This window comes from Alsobacter sp. R-9, from assembly GCF_054612375.1.
In genome coordinates this window covers 73,447-88,288 of sequence record NZ_JBTSWJ010000011.1, presented here as the reverse complement: position 1 = coordinate 88,288, position 14,842 = coordinate 73,447, and the positions used below count along the sequence as shown (strand labels likewise).

The window sequence follows — 14,842 nt, the reverse complement described above, 5'->3', positions numbered from 1 at the left end:
CGGACCCAACGAGGATGACCAGGAGCCCCGTGGACGACATCCCGGCCGAGACGTCCGCCCGCGCCGCGGGCCGCCCGCCCCGAGCGGGGCATGCCGGCATGCTCATCGTGCTGGCCGGCGTCCTCGTGGGCGCGGCCATCGCCGTGTCGCTGCTGGCGAGCGAGAAGGCACAGCCGCTCATCATCGGGCTGCTTGCCCTGCTGGCCGTCGTTGGGGTGTTCGCGCTGTTCGCCGGAGCGGTCGGGATCATCGAGTTCGCCGGTCGCGCCGCCGGCAACGACATCACCAAGGCCGTCGCTGATTCCGCCACCGAGGGGCTGGTCGTCGTGGATGCCGACGGGCGCGTGCCCTACGCCAACGATGCGTACCTGCGCTTCGCCGGCGCGCGGTCGCTGGAGAACCTGCCCACCGTGGAGCGGCTCTTCACCGGCGCGCCGGACGTGTCGGAGGCCGTGTACCGCCTCGCCCAGGCCGCGCGCGAGAGCCGGGCCGCGACGGAGGAGGTGCGTCTCTCGCCGCCGCTCGGCGGGGTGGAGGGTGCAGCATGGTACCGCGTCAAGGTGCGTCCCATCGAGCCGGAGGGCGGGCGGCGGGCGACGCTGTGGACGGTGACGGACATCACGCGCGACCGCGAGCGCCAGGAGAACATCTTCCAGGAGCTCCAGCACGCCATCGACTATCTCGACCACGCCCCGGCCGGGTTCCTTTCGCTCGATGCGACGGGCGAGGTGGTCTACATGAACGCCACGCTGGCGGGCTGGCTCGACTACGACCTCGCCCAGTTCGGCTCCGGCGGCCTGCGGCTCAAGGAGATCGTGCCCGGCGACGGCGCGGCGCTGCTCTCGGCCGTTTCTGGCGGGGCGGGGGAGGTCCGCACCGAGATTCTCGACCTCGACCTGCGGCGACGCACCGGGGAATCCCTGCCGGTCCGGCTCTTCCATCGCGTCGCCTACGGCTACGACGGCACGCCGGGCGCCTCGCGCACCCTCGTCCTCAACCGTTCGGCCGGTGAGGACGTCGCCGAGGGCCAGCGGGCGGCGGAGGTTCGCTTCGCGCGCTTCTTCAACAACACCCCCTTGGCCATCGCCACCGTCAACCGGCACGGGCGGATCGCGCGCACAAACGGGCCGTTCGCCCGGCTGTTCGGGGCCGTCTTCAAGGGCACGGACGCCGCCGAGCCGCGCTCCATTCTCGCCGTCGTGCCGGATCGCGACCGGGAGGCACTGGCGCAGGCGATCGCCGCCGCCGCGTCCGGCCGGGGCGAGATCGCGCCCGTGGAACTGGCGCTAGCCAGCGAGGGCAACCGCTGGGCGCGGTTCTTCGTTTCGACCGTCGAGAACCAGGACGAGGGCGAGGCTGCCATCGTCTACGCACTCGACACCACCGACCAGCGAGCGCTCGAGGCCCAGTTCGCCCAGGCGCAGAAGATGCAGGCCGTGGGCGAGCTCGCGGGCGGCGTGGCGCACGACTTCAACAACGTCCTGCAGGGCATCATCGGCTATGCCGACCTGCTGCTCGTGAACCACCGGCCGACGGACCCGGCGTTCCAGGACATCATGCAGATCAAGCACAACGCCAACCGCGCGGCGGGGCTGGTGCGTCAGCTGCTGGCCTTCTCCCGGCGGCAGACCCTGCGTCCGCAGGTGCTCGACTTCGGCGAGGTGCTCTCGGAACTCTCCCTGCTGATCAAGAAGCTGATCGGCGAGCGCATCGAGCTCGACGTCCGGCACGGTCGCGACCTGTGGCCCGTGAAGACCGACCTCACCCAGTTCGAGCAGGTGATCATCAACCTCGCCGTGAACGCGCGCGACGCCATGCCCGAGGGCGGCAAGATCACGCTGCGCACCGCGAACGTGACCGCGGCCGAGGCCGAGGCGCTGGGCGAGGAGCCCATGCCCGCGGCCGACTACGTGCTCGTGGAGGTGAAGGACACCGGTTCCGGCATCCCTCCGGAGATCATCGACAAGATCTTCCAGCCGTTCTTCACCACCAAGGAGGTGGGGAAGGGGACGGGCCTCGGCCTCTCGATGGTCTACGGGTTCGTCAAGCAGGTGGAAGGGTTCATCTTCTGCGACAGCGAGGTCGGGAAGGGCACGACCTTCCGCATCTACCTGCCGCGCTACGCCGGCGAGGCGCAGGAACCCGAGGCCCCGGCCCAGCCGCCGGCTGCCCCAGCGGGCGGCAAGGCCGAGCCCACGGTGCCGGCTGCCCCGCCGACGCGCGACATGACCGGCAACGGCACGGTGCTCCTCGTGGAGGACGAGGACGCCGTGCGGGCCTTCGGTGCGCGGGCCCTGCAGCAGCGCGGCTACACGGTGCTCGAGGCCGCCTCCGGCGTCGAAGCCCTGCGGGTCGTGGCGGAGCACGAAGGGCCTATCGACCTGATCGTGTCCGACGTGGTGATGCCGGAGATGGACGGGCCGACGCTGCTGGGCGAGCTGCGCCGCGGGGGTACGAAGGCCAAGATCATCTTCGTCTCGGGCTATGCCGAGGAAGCCTTCAGCAAGAACCTGCCGGAGGGCGAGGAGTTCGCCTTCCTGCCCAAGCCCTTCACGCTGAAGCAGCTGATCGAGGCGGTGAAGGGCGCGCTGGGCTGAGCAGAGGCTGCCGGCTCGACCTCCCGAATCGACGCGGCCGGTGCGGGACGTCTGGTCCGTCCCGCGTACTCGACCGGACGTTCGCGCAACTCTACATTGCAGCGCATCGCCGGGACGAAGCCGGTTTGAATTTCTCTGGTCTTTTCAGCGACGTGACTACCCGTGAAGCGTGAACAAAAAAAGAACTTGCCAGGCGGAACAAAGCGTGACCATCCTCATGGCAATCCCGTGTTGAGCTTCGCTCCGACCCCTGCCATAAGGACCCCCGTTCGATGTCCCAACCCACGCTCCGACTCGTCGAAGGACAATCCATGGACAAGGCCAAGGCCCTGGACGCCGCGCTCTCCCAGATCGAGCGCGCCTTCGGCAAGGGCTCGATCATGCGTCTCGGCAAGAACGAGAAGGCGGTCGAGATCGAGACGGTGTCGACGGGCTCGCTCGGTCTCGACATCGCTCTCGGCGTCGGCGGGCTGCCGCGGGGCCGGATCATCGAGATCTACGGGCCGGAGTCGTCGGGCAAGACCACGCTGGCGCTGCACACGGTGGCCGAGGCGCAGAAGAAGGGCGGCGTGTGCGGCTTCATCGACGCCGAGCACGCGCTCGACCCGGTCTATGCCCGCAAGCTGGGCGTGAACCTCGAGGACCTGCTGATCTCCCAGCCCGACACGGGCGAGCAGGCGCTGGAAATCGCCGACACGCTGGTCCGCTCCGGCGCCATCGACGTGCTCGTCATCGACTCGGTGGCAGCCCTCGTGCCGCGGGCCGAGATCGAGGGTGAAATGGGCGAGGTGCAGCCGGGCCTCCAGGCGCGCCTGATGAGCCAGGCGCTGCGCAAGTTGACGGCGTCGATCTCCCGCTCGAACACGATGGTCATCTTCATCAACCAGATCCGCATGAAGATCGGTGTGATGTACGGTTCGCCGGAGACGACCACCGGCGGCAACGCGTTGAAGTTCTACGCCTCCGTCCGTCTCGACATCCGCCGCGTCGGGTCCATCAAGGACCGCGAGGAGGTCATTGGAAACACGACGCGCGTGAAGGTGGTGAAGAACAAGGTTGCGCCGCCATTCAAGCAGGTCGAGTTCGACATCATGTACGGCGAGGGCGTCTCGAAGACGGGCGAACTCATCGACCTCGGCGTCAAGGCCGGCATCGTCGAGAAGTCGGGCGCGTGGTTTTCCTACGACAGCCAGCGTCTTGGGCAGGGCCGCGAGAACGCCAAGGGCTTCCTCAAGCAGAACCCCGACATCGCCAACCGTATCGAGGCGCAGATCCGCCAGAATGCCGGCCTCCTTGCCGACAGGATCCTCGACAACATCAATCCCTCCGCCGAGGACCTCGACGAGGGAGAGGCCTGAGGCGAGGCCATTCGGTCGGCAGCGTTTTGACGGCGGGCCTCGGCCCGCCGTTCTTGTCAACGGCCTTCGACAACGGCTCGACGCTGGCGCCATGCGCAACTGACCACCGGGTGAGCCCTGCACGCGGCGGCCGACCGGGCCTTACGCGCCCCGGCGCCCCGGCGCAGGGTCGTGGCGGGCGCTCTTGGGGCGAAAGGCCCGCCCAACCATCTGCAACGTCTCGACTTCCCGGACCCGCACCACTACAAAGCCTCATTCCGTCCCCGAGGGGGCGCGGCGCGGGGCTTTCCGGCGCCGCGGCCCCCGCTGTCGCGAGCGAGTGCCGGCCTGATGAGTGGCGTCAACGAGATCCGTTCCACCTTTCTCGACTACTTTGCCCGCAACGGCCACGAGGTCGTGGCCTCGAGCCCGCTCGTTCCGCGCAATGACCCCACGCTGATGTTCACCAATGCGGGGATGGTGCAGTTCAAGAACGTCTTCACGGGCATCGAGAAGCGGCCTTACTCGACCGCGGCGACGTCGCAGAAGTGCGTGCGCGCGGGCGGCAAGCACAACGACCTCGACAATGTCGGGTACACGGCCCGCCACCACACCTTCTTCGAGATGCTGGGCAACTTCTCGTTCGGCGACTACTTCAAGGACCGCGCGATCGAGCTCGCCTGGAATCTCGTGACCCGCGAGTTCGGCCTGCCGAAGGACCGTCTCATGGTGACGGTCTACCACGAGGATGACGAGGCGCACGGGCTCTGGAAAAAGATCGCCGGCCTGCCGGACAGCAAGATCGTCCGCATCCCGACCTCGGACAATTTCTGGGCCATGGGCGACACAGGCCCATGCGGTCCCTGTTCCGAGATCTTCTACGACCACGGTGACCACATCCCGGGCGGTCCCCCGGGTTCTCCCGACGCGGACGGCGACCGGTTCATCGAGATCTGGAACCTCGTCTTCATGCAGTTCGAGCAGTTGGGCCCGGGTGAGCGCATCACGCTGCCCAAGCCCTCGATCGACACCGGCATGGGGCTCGAGCGCATCTCCGCGGTGCTGCAGGGCACGCACGACAACTACGAGACCGATCTCATGCGCGGCCTGATCCGCGCCGTCGCCGAGGCGACGGGGGTTGATCCGGACAGCCCGCAGAAGGCGAGCCACCGCGTCATCGCCGACCACCTGCGGGCGTCGTCCTTCCTCGTCGCCGACGGGGTGCTGCCCTCGAACGAGGGCCGCGGCTACGTCCTGCGCCGGATCATGCGCCGCGCCATGCGGCACGCGCAGCTGCTGGGCGCGCGTGACCCGCTCATGTGGCGGCTGGTGCCGGCCCTCGTGCGCGAGATGGGGCACGCCTATCCCGAGCTCGTGCGGGCCGAGCCGCTCGTCACGGAGACGCTGCGTCTCGAGGAGACCCGCTTCCGCAAGACGCTGGAGCGGGGCCTCGCGATCCTCGAGGAGGAGACCCGCGCGCTCGGCGCGGGCGACAGCCTCAAGGGCGAGGTCGCCTTCACGCTTTACGACACCTACGGCTTCCCGCTCGACCTGACGCAGGATGCGCTGCGGGCCCGCGGGGTCGGCGTGGACACGGATGCCTTCGCCGCCGCCATGGAGCGCCAGCGGGAGAAGGCGCGCGCGGCCTGGGCCGGGTCCGGCGAGGCGGCTACCGAGGCCGTCTGGTTCCAGCTGCGCGAGAAGACCGGCACCACCGAGTTCCTCGGCTACGACACGGAGCGGGCCGAGGGCGTGGTCACCGCCCTTCTGAAGGACGGACAGCCCGTCGGTTCGCTCGCTGCGGGCGAGAAAGGCTTCGCCGTGCTCAACCAGACGCCGTTCTATGGCGAGTCCGGCGGCCAGGTCGGCGACACCGGGCGGATCACGGGGCCGGACCTTTTCGCCCGCGTCGAGGACACGCAGAAAAAGCTCGGCGACGTCTTTGCGCATGCCATCACGGTCGAGAGCGGCAAGCTTTCGGTCGGCGACGCGGTCGAGTTGGTGGTCGACGGAGAGCGCCGGTCCGCCATCCGTGCCAATCATTCGGCCACGCATCTCCTGCACGAGGCGCTGCGGCAGGTGCTGGGAGACCATGTCGCGCAGAAGGGCTCTCTGGTGTCGCCGGAGCGCCTGCGCTTCGACTTCTCGCATCCCAAGCCGATCTCCGAGGAGGAGCTGTCGCGGGTCGAGGCCATCGTGAATCGTGTCGTGCGGCAGAACGGTCCGGTCGTGACCCGGCTCATGGGCGTCGACGACGCGGTCGCCTCGGGCGCACGGGCCCTCTTCGGCGAGAAGTACGGCGAGGAGGTGCGCGTCGTCTCGATGGGGACGAACGACGGCGGCGACAACGCGGGAACGCCCTATTCGGTGGAACTGTGCGGCGGCACGCACGTGTCGCGGACCGGTGACATCGGGCTCGTCTCCATCGTGGGCGAGGGCGCGGTGGCGGCAGGCGTGCGGCGTCTCGAGGCGATGTCGGGCGAGGGCGCGCGACTGCATCTCGTGGAGGAGAGCCGCCGGCTCAAGGAACTGACGGGGCTGATCAAGGCGCCTGCCAGCGAGGCCGGCGAGCGGCTTTCGGCCCTGCTCGACGAGCGGCGCCGGCTGGAGCGCGAACTTGCGGACGCCCGCAAGAAGCTCGCCATGGGCGGTGGAGGCTCGGGCGGGGACGACGTGCGAGAGCTCAACGGCGTGAAGCTGCTTGCCCGCTCCGTGACCGGCATCGACATGCGCGACCTCAAGGGGCTCGCCGACGAGGGCAAGTCCCGGCTCGGGTCGGGCATCGTCGCGATCGTCGGCGTTGGCGAGGACGGCAAGGCCGGCGTGGTGGTCGGCGTGACGCCCGACCTGACGGATCGCTTCAACGCGGTCGATCTGGTGCGTCTCGGCTCCGCCGCGCTCGGCGGCAAGGGCGGCGGCGGACGGCCGGACATGGCTCAGGCTGGCGGGCCCGACGGCGGCAAGGCCGCCGAAGCCCTGTCGGCCATCGAGGCCGCGATCGGCGGGTCGTGACGACGGGCGATCCCTCGCACCTGTCCCGTCGGTGGCGGCGGCTCCGCCACCGCGTCTACGAGATCATGGAACTCGCGAAGCCCGGCGACCGGGTCGCGAGTCTCGTCCACGACGCGCTCGTCGGCGCGATCATCGTCAGCGTCCTCGCGGTGATCCTGGAGTCGGTGCCGTCGCTGCACGCCCGGTTCCCGGTCGGCTTCGCGGTGGTGGAGTACCTCTCCATCATCGTCTTCACCGCCGAGTTCGCGCTGCGCCTGTGGTCGGCGGCGGACTACCCTCCCTACCGCCACATGTCGCCGCTGGCGGCGCGGATGGCCTACCTGCGCACCGGCGGGGCCGTCATCGACATCCTGACGATCCTGCCCTTCTACGCGGGGCTGGTCATGCAGGCGGACCTGCGCGCCTTCGTGGTGCTGCGGCTGCTGCGCTTCCTGAAGCTCGCCCGCTACTCGCCGGGCATGCGCTCCCTCGGCGAGGCCGTCTACGAGGAGCGGCGGGCGCTGGCGGCCTGCCTCGTCATCCTCATGGGCGCGGTGATCACCGCCGCCTCGCTCATGCATCTCGCCGAAAGCACCGCGCAGCCCGAGAAGTTCGGCACCATTCCCGACGCCATGTGGTGGGCGATGATCACGCTCACCACGGTCGGCTACGGCGACGTCGTCCCCATCACGCCGCTCGGCAAGGTCGTCGCGTCGCTCACCGCGATCATGGGCCTGGTGATGTTGGCGCTGCCGGTCGGCATCATCGCGACGGCCTTCGCCGAGGTCATCCACCGTCGCGAGTTCGTGGTGACATGGGGCATGATCGCGCGGGTGCCGCTCTTCGCAGACCTCACGGCGGAGGAGGTGGCGCAGATCATGCGCCTCCTGCGCTCGCGCGCGGCAGAGCCCGGCGAGATCATCGTGCGGCGGGGCGAGATCGGCCACTCGATGTATTTCATCGCCTCCGGGCAGGTGGAGATCGAACTCCCGCACGGGCGCCAGCACCTGCTCGGCGAGGGGCAGTTCTTCGGCGAGATCGCCGTGCTGCGCAACGCGCGCCGCAATGCCACCGTGCGCGCGGTCGTGCGGACACAACTGCTGGTCCTGGACTCGGGCGACCTGCGGTCGCTGATGGCGCAGCGGCCGGACATCGCCCAGCGCATCCACGAGGTCGCGCATTCGCGCGCCACGCGGACGACCACCGTGATGGCACCCGACTACGGCCCCTCGTCGAAGGATCCCGACGCGCCGCCCGGCGACTGAAGCCGACCGCAAGGGCGCTCAGCGCGCAGGCGGCCACGTCTCGGTGTCATGGTCCGGGTGCTGGCGCGAGCCGAGGCGCGCCATCATGTCGGCGGGCGTGGCTTGCTCCGTCGTCTCGCCGGGAAGGCCGGGCACGATGTCGAGCCAGGGCATGCGGCCCTCCAGTCCGTAGGCCTTCGCCGGCGTCACGCGTTGCGGCTCGTCGAGGCTGCCGAGCGCGATGGCGATGCGCTCCTTGTCCACGTAGCGGAAGAAGAGCGGCGTGCCGCAGGAGGCGCAGAAGCCGCGCTCGGCGGCGTCGGAGGAGCGGAAGACGCCGGGCGTCCCGCGGGTCCACGCGAAGTGGGCGAGGGGGACGCTTGCGAGGGGCGCAAAGTACGAACCGAACTGCTTCTGGCACATGCGGCAATGGCAGACGTGCGGGTTCGTCGGCTCGCAGAAGATCGCGTAGCGCACGGCGCCGCACTGGCAGCCGCCCGTGTGAAGCGGCGTGCGGTCGTCCTGGTTCGTCATCGGTCGTCCCCCCGTTCGGACTGCCCCCCGCGGTCATCTTACCGGGAGCCCGCAAGCCGCCAAGCGCCGGCGCAGCGTCGAACGAAAACGGGCCCGGCGTGAGCCGGGCCCGCTGGACATGTCCTGCCGCGGTCGCCGCTCAGGCGGCCATGGCCTTCTTCAGGTTCTCGTCGATCTTGTCGAGGAAGCCGGTCGTCGACAGCCACTTCTGGTCTGCGCCCACGAGCAAGGCGAGGTCCTTGGTCATGTAGCCGGACTCGACCGTGTCGACGCAGACCTTCTCCAGCGTCGAGGCGAACTTCGCGAGATCGGCGTTGCCGTCGAGCTTGGCACGATGCGCGAGGCCGCGCGTCCAGGCGAAGATCGAGGCGATCGAGTTCGTCGACGTCTCCTCGCCCTTCTGGTGCTGCCGGTAGTGGCGCGTGACGGTGCCGTGCGCGGCCTCCGCCTCGACGGTCTGTCCGTCCGGCGTCATCAGGACCGAGGTCATCAGGCCGAGCGAGCCGAAGCCCTGCGCCACGGTGTCGGACTGGACGTCGCCGTCGTAGTTCTTGCAGGCCCACACGTAGCCGCCCGACCACTTCAGCGCCGAGGCGACCATGTCGTCGATCAGGCGGTGCTCGTAGATGATGCCGGCAGCCTTGAACTTGGCCTTGAACTCGTTCTCGTAGACCTCCTCGAAGATGTCCTTGAAGCGGCCGTCATAGACCTTGAGGATCGTGTTCTTCGTCGAGAGGTAGACCGGGTACTTGCGCATCAGGCCGTAGTTCATCGAAGCCCGGGCGAAGTCGCGGATCGACTCGTCGAGGTTGTACATGGCCATCGCGACGCCGGCGTCCGGGAACTTGAACACCTCCTTCTCGATGACGGTGCCGTCGTCGCCCTCGAACTTGATCGTCAGGCGGCCCTTGCCGGGCACCTTGAAGTCGGTGGCGCGATACTGGTCGCCGAAGGCGTGGCGCCCGACCACGACGGGCTGCGTCCAGCCCGGAACGAGGCGCGGCACGTTGCGGCAGATAATCGGCTCGCGGAAGATCACGCCGCCCAGGATGTTGCGGATCGTGCCGTTGGGCGACTTCCACATCTCCTTCAGGTTGAACTCCTTCACGCGGCCCTCGTCCGGCGTGATGGTGGCGCACTTCACGCCGACGCCGACCTTCTTGATCGCGTGGGCGCTGTCGACCGTGACCTGGTCGTTGGTCGCGTCGCGGTTCTCGACCGAGAGGTCGAAGTACTGCAGGTCGATGTCGAGATAGGGGTGGATCAGCTTGTCGCGGATGTAGTGCCAGATGATCCGGGTCATCTCGTCGCCGTCGAGTTCGACGACGGGGTTCGCCACCTTGATCTTCGCCATCGTGCAGAGCCTTTCGTTCACCGGGTCATGATCCGCCCGTCGCCCCCGCGACGGCCGGACCGGTCGGCGCACCTCTTAGCACTCGCCTTTCGCCTGTTGAAGCGCGCCTTTCGTTGGCGCGGCCGCGGCAAACAGGCCCTCTGGCGCAGCGTCCGCCGGCGCGTCGGCAGCGTGCGCTGTCGCAAAGTGTTGAGGGATTGTGCGGTATCCAATGCCGGGCCGAGACATTAGAACCACGCCATGGCCGATGTGACCCTCACCGCTGCCGTGTTTGCCGGCATCCTCAGCTTCCTGTCGCCGTGCGTGCTGCCGCTGGTGCCGCCCTACCTGTGCTTCCTCGCCGGCACGACCATCGAGGAGTTCGCCGACGGGGGCGTGAAGCGGGCCCGCCGGGACGTGCTGATCGCGGCGGCTCTCTTCGTGCTCGGCTTCTCGACCGTGTTCGTGATGCTCGGTGCGACGGCGTCCGTGCTGGGCCAGCTGATCCGGCAGTACATGGACACGCTGTCGCTCCTCGCCGGTGTCGCCATCGTGCTGATGGGCCTGCACTTCCTCGGCATCTTCCGCATGCGGTTCCTCTATCGCGAGGCGCGGGTGCAGGTGGAGAAGCCCGTGGGCATGTGGGGCGCCTACGTGATGGGGCTCGCCTTCGCCTTCGGCTGGACGCCCTGCATCGGGCCGATCCTCGCCACCATCCTCGCCGTCGCCGGCTCGGAGGACACGGTGGCGCGCGGGGCCATCCTGCTCTCGGCCTACTCGGCCGGGCTCGGCATCCCGTTCCTGCTGGCGGCGCTGGCGCTCGAACCGTTCACCGGCTTCATGCGCCGCTTCCGCAAGCGCATGGGCCTCGTCGAGAAGACGATGGGTGCGCTGCTGGTGATGACCGGCGTGGCCTTCCTCACCGGCAGCTTCACGACGATGTCGTTCTGGCTGCTGGAGACCTTTCCGGCGCTGGGGCGGCTGGGCTAGCTCACTCGGCCTCGCCGCCGCGGCCGCGACGGCCCGAGCGGGCACGGCCGCCGGCCTGCGCCTTGGGCCGCGTGATCGGGCCGAGGCTCGCCTCGACCGCCTCGAAGGTCGGCCGCTCCGGCACCACGCCGCTGTCGAGGGCCCGTCGCATGGCCGCTATGTGGCCGGGCGAAGTGCCGCAGCAGCCGCCGACAATGCGGGCGCCGGATGCGCGGGCGAGGCGGGCGTACTCGGCCATCAGGTCCGGCGTGCCGCCGTAGTGGACCTTGTCGCCCACCCATTGGGGAATGCCGCAGTTGCCCTTCGCGACGAGGACGTCGGACGGCGCAACGGCGCTCATCGACAGGACGGAGGCGACGAGATCGCCCGGGCCGATGCCGCAGTTCGCGCCGTAGGCGACCGGTGGCTCGGGCAGGCGGGCCGCGAGCTCGGCGAGGCCCTCGGGCGTCAGGCCCATCATGGTGCGGCCGGCGGTATCGAAGCTCGCCGTGAAGACGTAGGGCAGGCCGGCCTCGAGCGCGCCGCGGGCGGCGGCCTCGAGTTCCTCCGGGGCCGACATGGTCTCGATCCACGCGACGTCGACGCCACCCTCGGCGAGGCCGCGCGCCTGTTCGGCGAAGGCCGCGACGGCATCCTCCATGGTCAGCTTGCCGAGCGGCTGGAACAGCTCGCCCGTCGGCCCCATCGACCCGGCGACGATGACCTCGCGCCCGGCCTTGTCGGCGGCGCGGCGGGCGATCGAGGCAGCGAGACGGTTCAGCTCGCGCGTGCGGTCCTGCAGGCCGTGCAGCTTCAGGCGGAAGGCGTTGGCGCCGAAGCTGTTGGTCAGCACGATGTCGGAGCCGGCGGCGATGAAGTCCGCATGCAGGCGCTCGACGCGGTCAGGGTGCTCGGTGAGCCACGCCTCCGGCGGCTCGCCGGATTCCAGCCCCATGTCGAAGTAGTTCGTGCCCGTCGCGCCGTCGGCCAGCAGCACGCCCCGCTCCGCGAGGAGCCTGGAGAGCTTGTCGGCGACGAGGGTGGCGGCGGACATGGCAAGCCCCGGTTGCTGCGCGTGCGGGATCACGTAGTGCAGGCGCTGCCGTTTGTCAAAACGGACGCCGCGTCGGATTTGCGGAACGCGGGGATGGTCAGGCCGGCGGGGCGCGCCAGCCGTCGGCGAAAGCCTGTCCTCGCAGGAACGCGAGGAGACGCGTGCGGAAGCGTGTCGCCTCCGCGTCGATGGACTGGCGGAAGGCCGAGCCACCGGCGGGCGGCGCAAGCTCCGGCCAGGGCGACTTCAGGAAGAACGAACGGTAGGCGTCGACGAACCGCCCGTCGCCGCGCCAGCCGGCCTCCCAGGGCTTCGGCCGGTTGACGAAGTGGAAGACGATCGGGTCGACCTCCTGCTCCAGGTCCAGCAGCTGGAAGTCGCCCATGAAGTTGTAGCGCGGCGAGAGCTTCGCGAACTGGCCGTTCACCACCGCGTTGAGCGCGCTCTGCTCGAGGTAGGGGCAGCGCTGGGCGTTGGCGGCGAGGAAGGCCGTCGCGGCACCGGCGACGTCGAGCCGGTCCCAGACCTGCCGGTCCACCAGCGTGAAGCCGTTGTTGAAGTAGGGCGTGGCCGGCGCGAGGCCGAGCCGGGCGCGGTAGCTGCGGAACTCGGCGGTGAGCGGACCGTCCTCGAGATCCTTCAGGAAGATCATGTCGATGGCCGCGGCGAAGGGCATGCGGCCGAGGTCGAGCCCGGCCAGCGCCGCGAGCCCGGGACGGACGACCAGCATGTCCGCGTCGAGCGACACGTAGCGGTCGATGTTCTCGGGCAGGATCCGGTGCAGCGCGAGGCGCCGGTTCACTGCGGAGGTGAAGTGGCCCCGCACGGGCAGGCCGGCGACGTGGCGGCTCCAGTCGACGACGCGGAGCTGGATGCGGTCGCGGAGGGCCCGGTCCAGCCGGCCGTACTCCGGCGCGATGTCCGCCTCCTCGCAGAGGACGAGGACGTCGAGATCGTCGCTGTCCGCCTGCCCGAGGATGCTCGCGGCCGTCAGGATCGCGGGCCGGAAGAAGTTCGCGTCGGGCGTGAGGCAGACGGCGAGGCGCGCAGGCATGTCCTGTCCGGAGCGTTCCAGAGCAGGGAGCACGCCCGGCGCGCCCGCGTCAACGTTTCATTGCCGGGCGAGCCATTGCGTCGCGACCGTGAGGTCCCGTCGTGTCAGGCCATGCCCGGCAGGCACCAGCTCGTGCTCGACCCTTGCACCCGCGGCGCCGAGGAGGTCGACGAGGTGCTGCGCCTTGGCGACCGGGTTGATCGGGTCGGCGGTGCCGGTGAGCACCAGCACCGGCACTCCCGAGAGGTCCACCGGGCCGTCCGGCTCGATCGGCGCGAGGCCGCGGATCAGCACGGCTCCCGCCAGCGCCTGCGGGTGTCGCAGGAGCAGCGCGGAAGCGATGTTGGCACCGTTCGAGAAGCCGAACGCGATCGGCTTCCCGATCCCGTAGGCCTCCCGGGCCGCCTCGATGAAGGCGGCGAGTTCGGCCGCGCGGCGGATGACGTCCTGCGTGTCGAACACGCCCTCCGCCAGGCGACGGAAGAAGCGCGGCATCGGCCCCTCCATCACCTTGCCGCGCGGCGAGAGCAGCGCGGAGCCCGGCGCCACCTCCCGCCCGAGGGGCAGGAGGTCGCTCTCGTCGCCGCCGGTGCCGTGCAGCAGCAGCACCGGCGGCGTGCCGGCGATCCGCGCGGGCTCGAAGCGATGCACGAAGTCGAGGGTGGCGGTCATGGCGGCCTCCGTCAGCCGAGCGAGGGAAGGACGGCCTCGATCCGGGCGCGGTGCGCCTCGTAGCGGGCCGGCAGCATCAGGCCGGTGCCGAGCGCGCCGACGGGCTCGTCCACGGCGAAGCCGGGCTCGTCCGTGGCGATCTCGAACAGCACGCCGCCCGGCTCGCGGAAGTAGACCGAGCGGAAGTAGTTGCGGTCCTGCTGCGGGGTGACGCGCAGCCCCAGCGTGTCGCGCAGCGCGGTCGCGAGTTCGGCCTGCTCCGCGTCGTTGCGGGCGCGGAACGCGACGTGGTGCACGGAGCCGGCGCCAAGTCGCCCGGCGACGGGATCGACGGCGACGAGGTCAACGAACCGTCCGGCGCTCGCGCCAGGGGCTGCGAAGCGCCGCCGGCCGTCATCGACCGCGACGAGCGTCCAGCCGAACACGTCGGTGAGGACGGCGGCGGTGCCGGCGCTGTCGGCGACGCCGAGGGTGACGCCGGCGAAGCCCGCGATCGCCTGCCCGTCCTGGATGCCTGCCGCGCCGCCCCACGGCACGACGTCCTGCCCCGCCTCGCCCTCGACGAGGGAAAGGCGCATGCCGTCGGGGTCACGGAATCGCAGCACGCGGTGCCCGAAGCGCTCGGCCACGGTGTCGGCATCGACGCCCTGCTCCGCAAGGCGCAGTTCCCATGAATCGAGCGCCCCCGCCGGAACGGCGAAGGCCGTCTCGTGCGTCTCTCCGGCGCCGATGCGGCCGGGAGCCGCGTCGGCCCACGGGAAGAAGGTCAGGATGGTGCCCGGCGAGCCGACCGTGTCGCCGAAGTAGAAGTGGTAGGTGCCCGGATCGTCGAAGTTCACGGTCTTCTTGACGAAGCGGAGCCCGAGGACGCGGGTGTAGAAGTCGTGGTTGCGGCGCGGGTCGCCCGCGATCGCGGTGACATGGTGCAGTCCGGCGCTGATGGCCATGGCGATCTCTCCCGGGGCTGCCCGACGGGGCCGCCCTCTCATGGCGCCGAAGATGGCGGGAGGGGGCGCCGGGCGAAAGGCCGGCAAGCGCCCGATTGCGTGTCCGCAAG

The 14,842-nt window shown here is 69.9% G+C and carries 11 protein-coding genes; 5 read left to right on the top strand and 6 right to left on the bottom strand.

From position 1 onward, the window contains the following. Positions 1 to 14: 14 nt before the first annotated feature. From cckA to ACX9GQ_RS17640, 4 genes are all read left to right on the top strand, one after another. Positions 15 to 2,597 carry a cell cycle histidine kinase CckA gene (gene cckA / locus ACX9GQ_RS17655; protein ID WP_459630888.1) on the top strand — a complete coding sequence of 861 codons (2,583 nt, stop codon included), beginning with the start codon at positions 15 to 17 and terminating at the stop codon, positions 2,595 to 2,597. 272 nt (positions 2,598 to 2,869) lie between these two features. After that, on the top strand, positions 2,870 to 3,955 hold the full coding sequence (recA, locus tag ACX9GQ_RS17650) for a recombinase RecA (RefSeq protein ID WP_459630887.1): 1,086 nt from the start codon (positions 2,870 to 2,872) through the stop codon (positions 3,953 to 3,955). A 330-nt stretch (positions 3,956 to 4,285) separates the two neighbouring features. After that, positions 4,286 to 6,946, top strand: coding sequence for an alanine--tRNA ligase (gene alaS, locus ACX9GQ_RS17645; RefSeq protein ID WP_459630886.1), 2,661 nt, complete (start codon positions 4,286 to 4,288; stop codon positions 6,944 to 6,946). Continuing rightward, a complete protein-coding gene (locus tag ACX9GQ_RS17640; protein ID WP_459630885.1) occupies positions 6,943 to 8,190 on the top strand; it encodes a cyclic nucleotide-gated ion channel in 1,248 nt (415 codons plus the stop codon). The genes alaS and ACX9GQ_RS17640 overlap by 4 nt, the downstream gene beginning before the upstream one ends. 18 nt (positions 8,191 to 8,208) lie before the next feature. On the opposite strand, the gene ACX9GQ_RS17635 is transcribed toward ACX9GQ_RS17640, so the two are convergent. Together ACX9GQ_RS17635 and ACX9GQ_RS17630 are read right to left on the bottom strand one after the other, a co-directional pair. After that, a complete protein-coding gene (locus tag ACX9GQ_RS17635; protein ID WP_459630884.1) occupies positions 8,209 to 8,703 on the bottom strand; it encodes a GFA family protein in 495 nt (164 codons plus the stop codon). Positions 8,704 to 8,842: 139 nt separating this feature from the next. Then, positions 8,843 to 10,057: an NADP-dependent isocitrate dehydrogenase gene (locus ACX9GQ_RS17630; RefSeq protein ID WP_459631019.1), complete on the bottom strand. Its 1,215-nt coding sequence runs from the start codon at positions 10,055 to 10,057 to the stop codon at positions 8,843 to 8,845. Between the two features lie 240 nt (positions 10,058 to 10,297). Between ACX9GQ_RS17630 and ACX9GQ_RS17625 the strand changes: the two genes are divergently transcribed. Next, positions 10,298 to 11,026, top strand: coding sequence for a cytochrome c biogenesis CcdA family protein (locus ACX9GQ_RS17625; RefSeq protein ID WP_459630883.1), 729 nt, complete (start codon positions 10,298 to 10,300; stop codon positions 11,024 to 11,026). A 1-nt stretch (position 11,027) separates the two neighbouring features. On the opposite strand, the gene bmt is transcribed toward ACX9GQ_RS17625, so the two are convergent. From bmt to ACX9GQ_RS17605, 4 genes are all read right to left on the bottom strand, one after another. Next, positions 11,028 to 12,059, bottom strand: coding sequence for a betaine--homocysteine S-methyltransferase (gene bmt, locus ACX9GQ_RS17620; RefSeq protein WP_459630882.1), 1,032 nt, complete (start codon positions 12,057 to 12,059; stop codon positions 11,028 to 11,030). A 97-nt stretch (positions 12,060 to 12,156) separates the two neighbouring features. Then, complete coding sequence (locus ACX9GQ_RS17615) at positions 12,157 to 13,113, bottom strand: glycosyltransferase family 8 protein (protein WP_459630881.1); 957 nt, start codon at positions 13,111 to 13,113, stop codon at positions 12,157 to 12,159. Positions 13,114 to 13,170: 57 nt separating this feature from the next. Next, positions 13,171 to 13,785 carry an alpha/beta hydrolase gene (locus tag ACX9GQ_RS17610; protein ID WP_459630880.1) on the bottom strand — a complete coding sequence of 205 codons (615 nt, stop codon included), beginning with the start codon at positions 13,783 to 13,785 and terminating at the stop codon, positions 13,171 to 13,173. An 11-nt stretch (positions 13,786 to 13,796) separates the two neighbouring features. Further along, positions 13,797 to 14,732: a ring-cleaving dioxygenase gene (locus ACX9GQ_RS17605; RefSeq protein ID WP_459630879.1), complete on the bottom strand. Its 936-nt coding sequence runs from the start codon at positions 14,730 to 14,732 to the stop codon at positions 13,797 to 13,799. Positions 14,733 to 14,842: the final 110 nt, after the last annotated feature.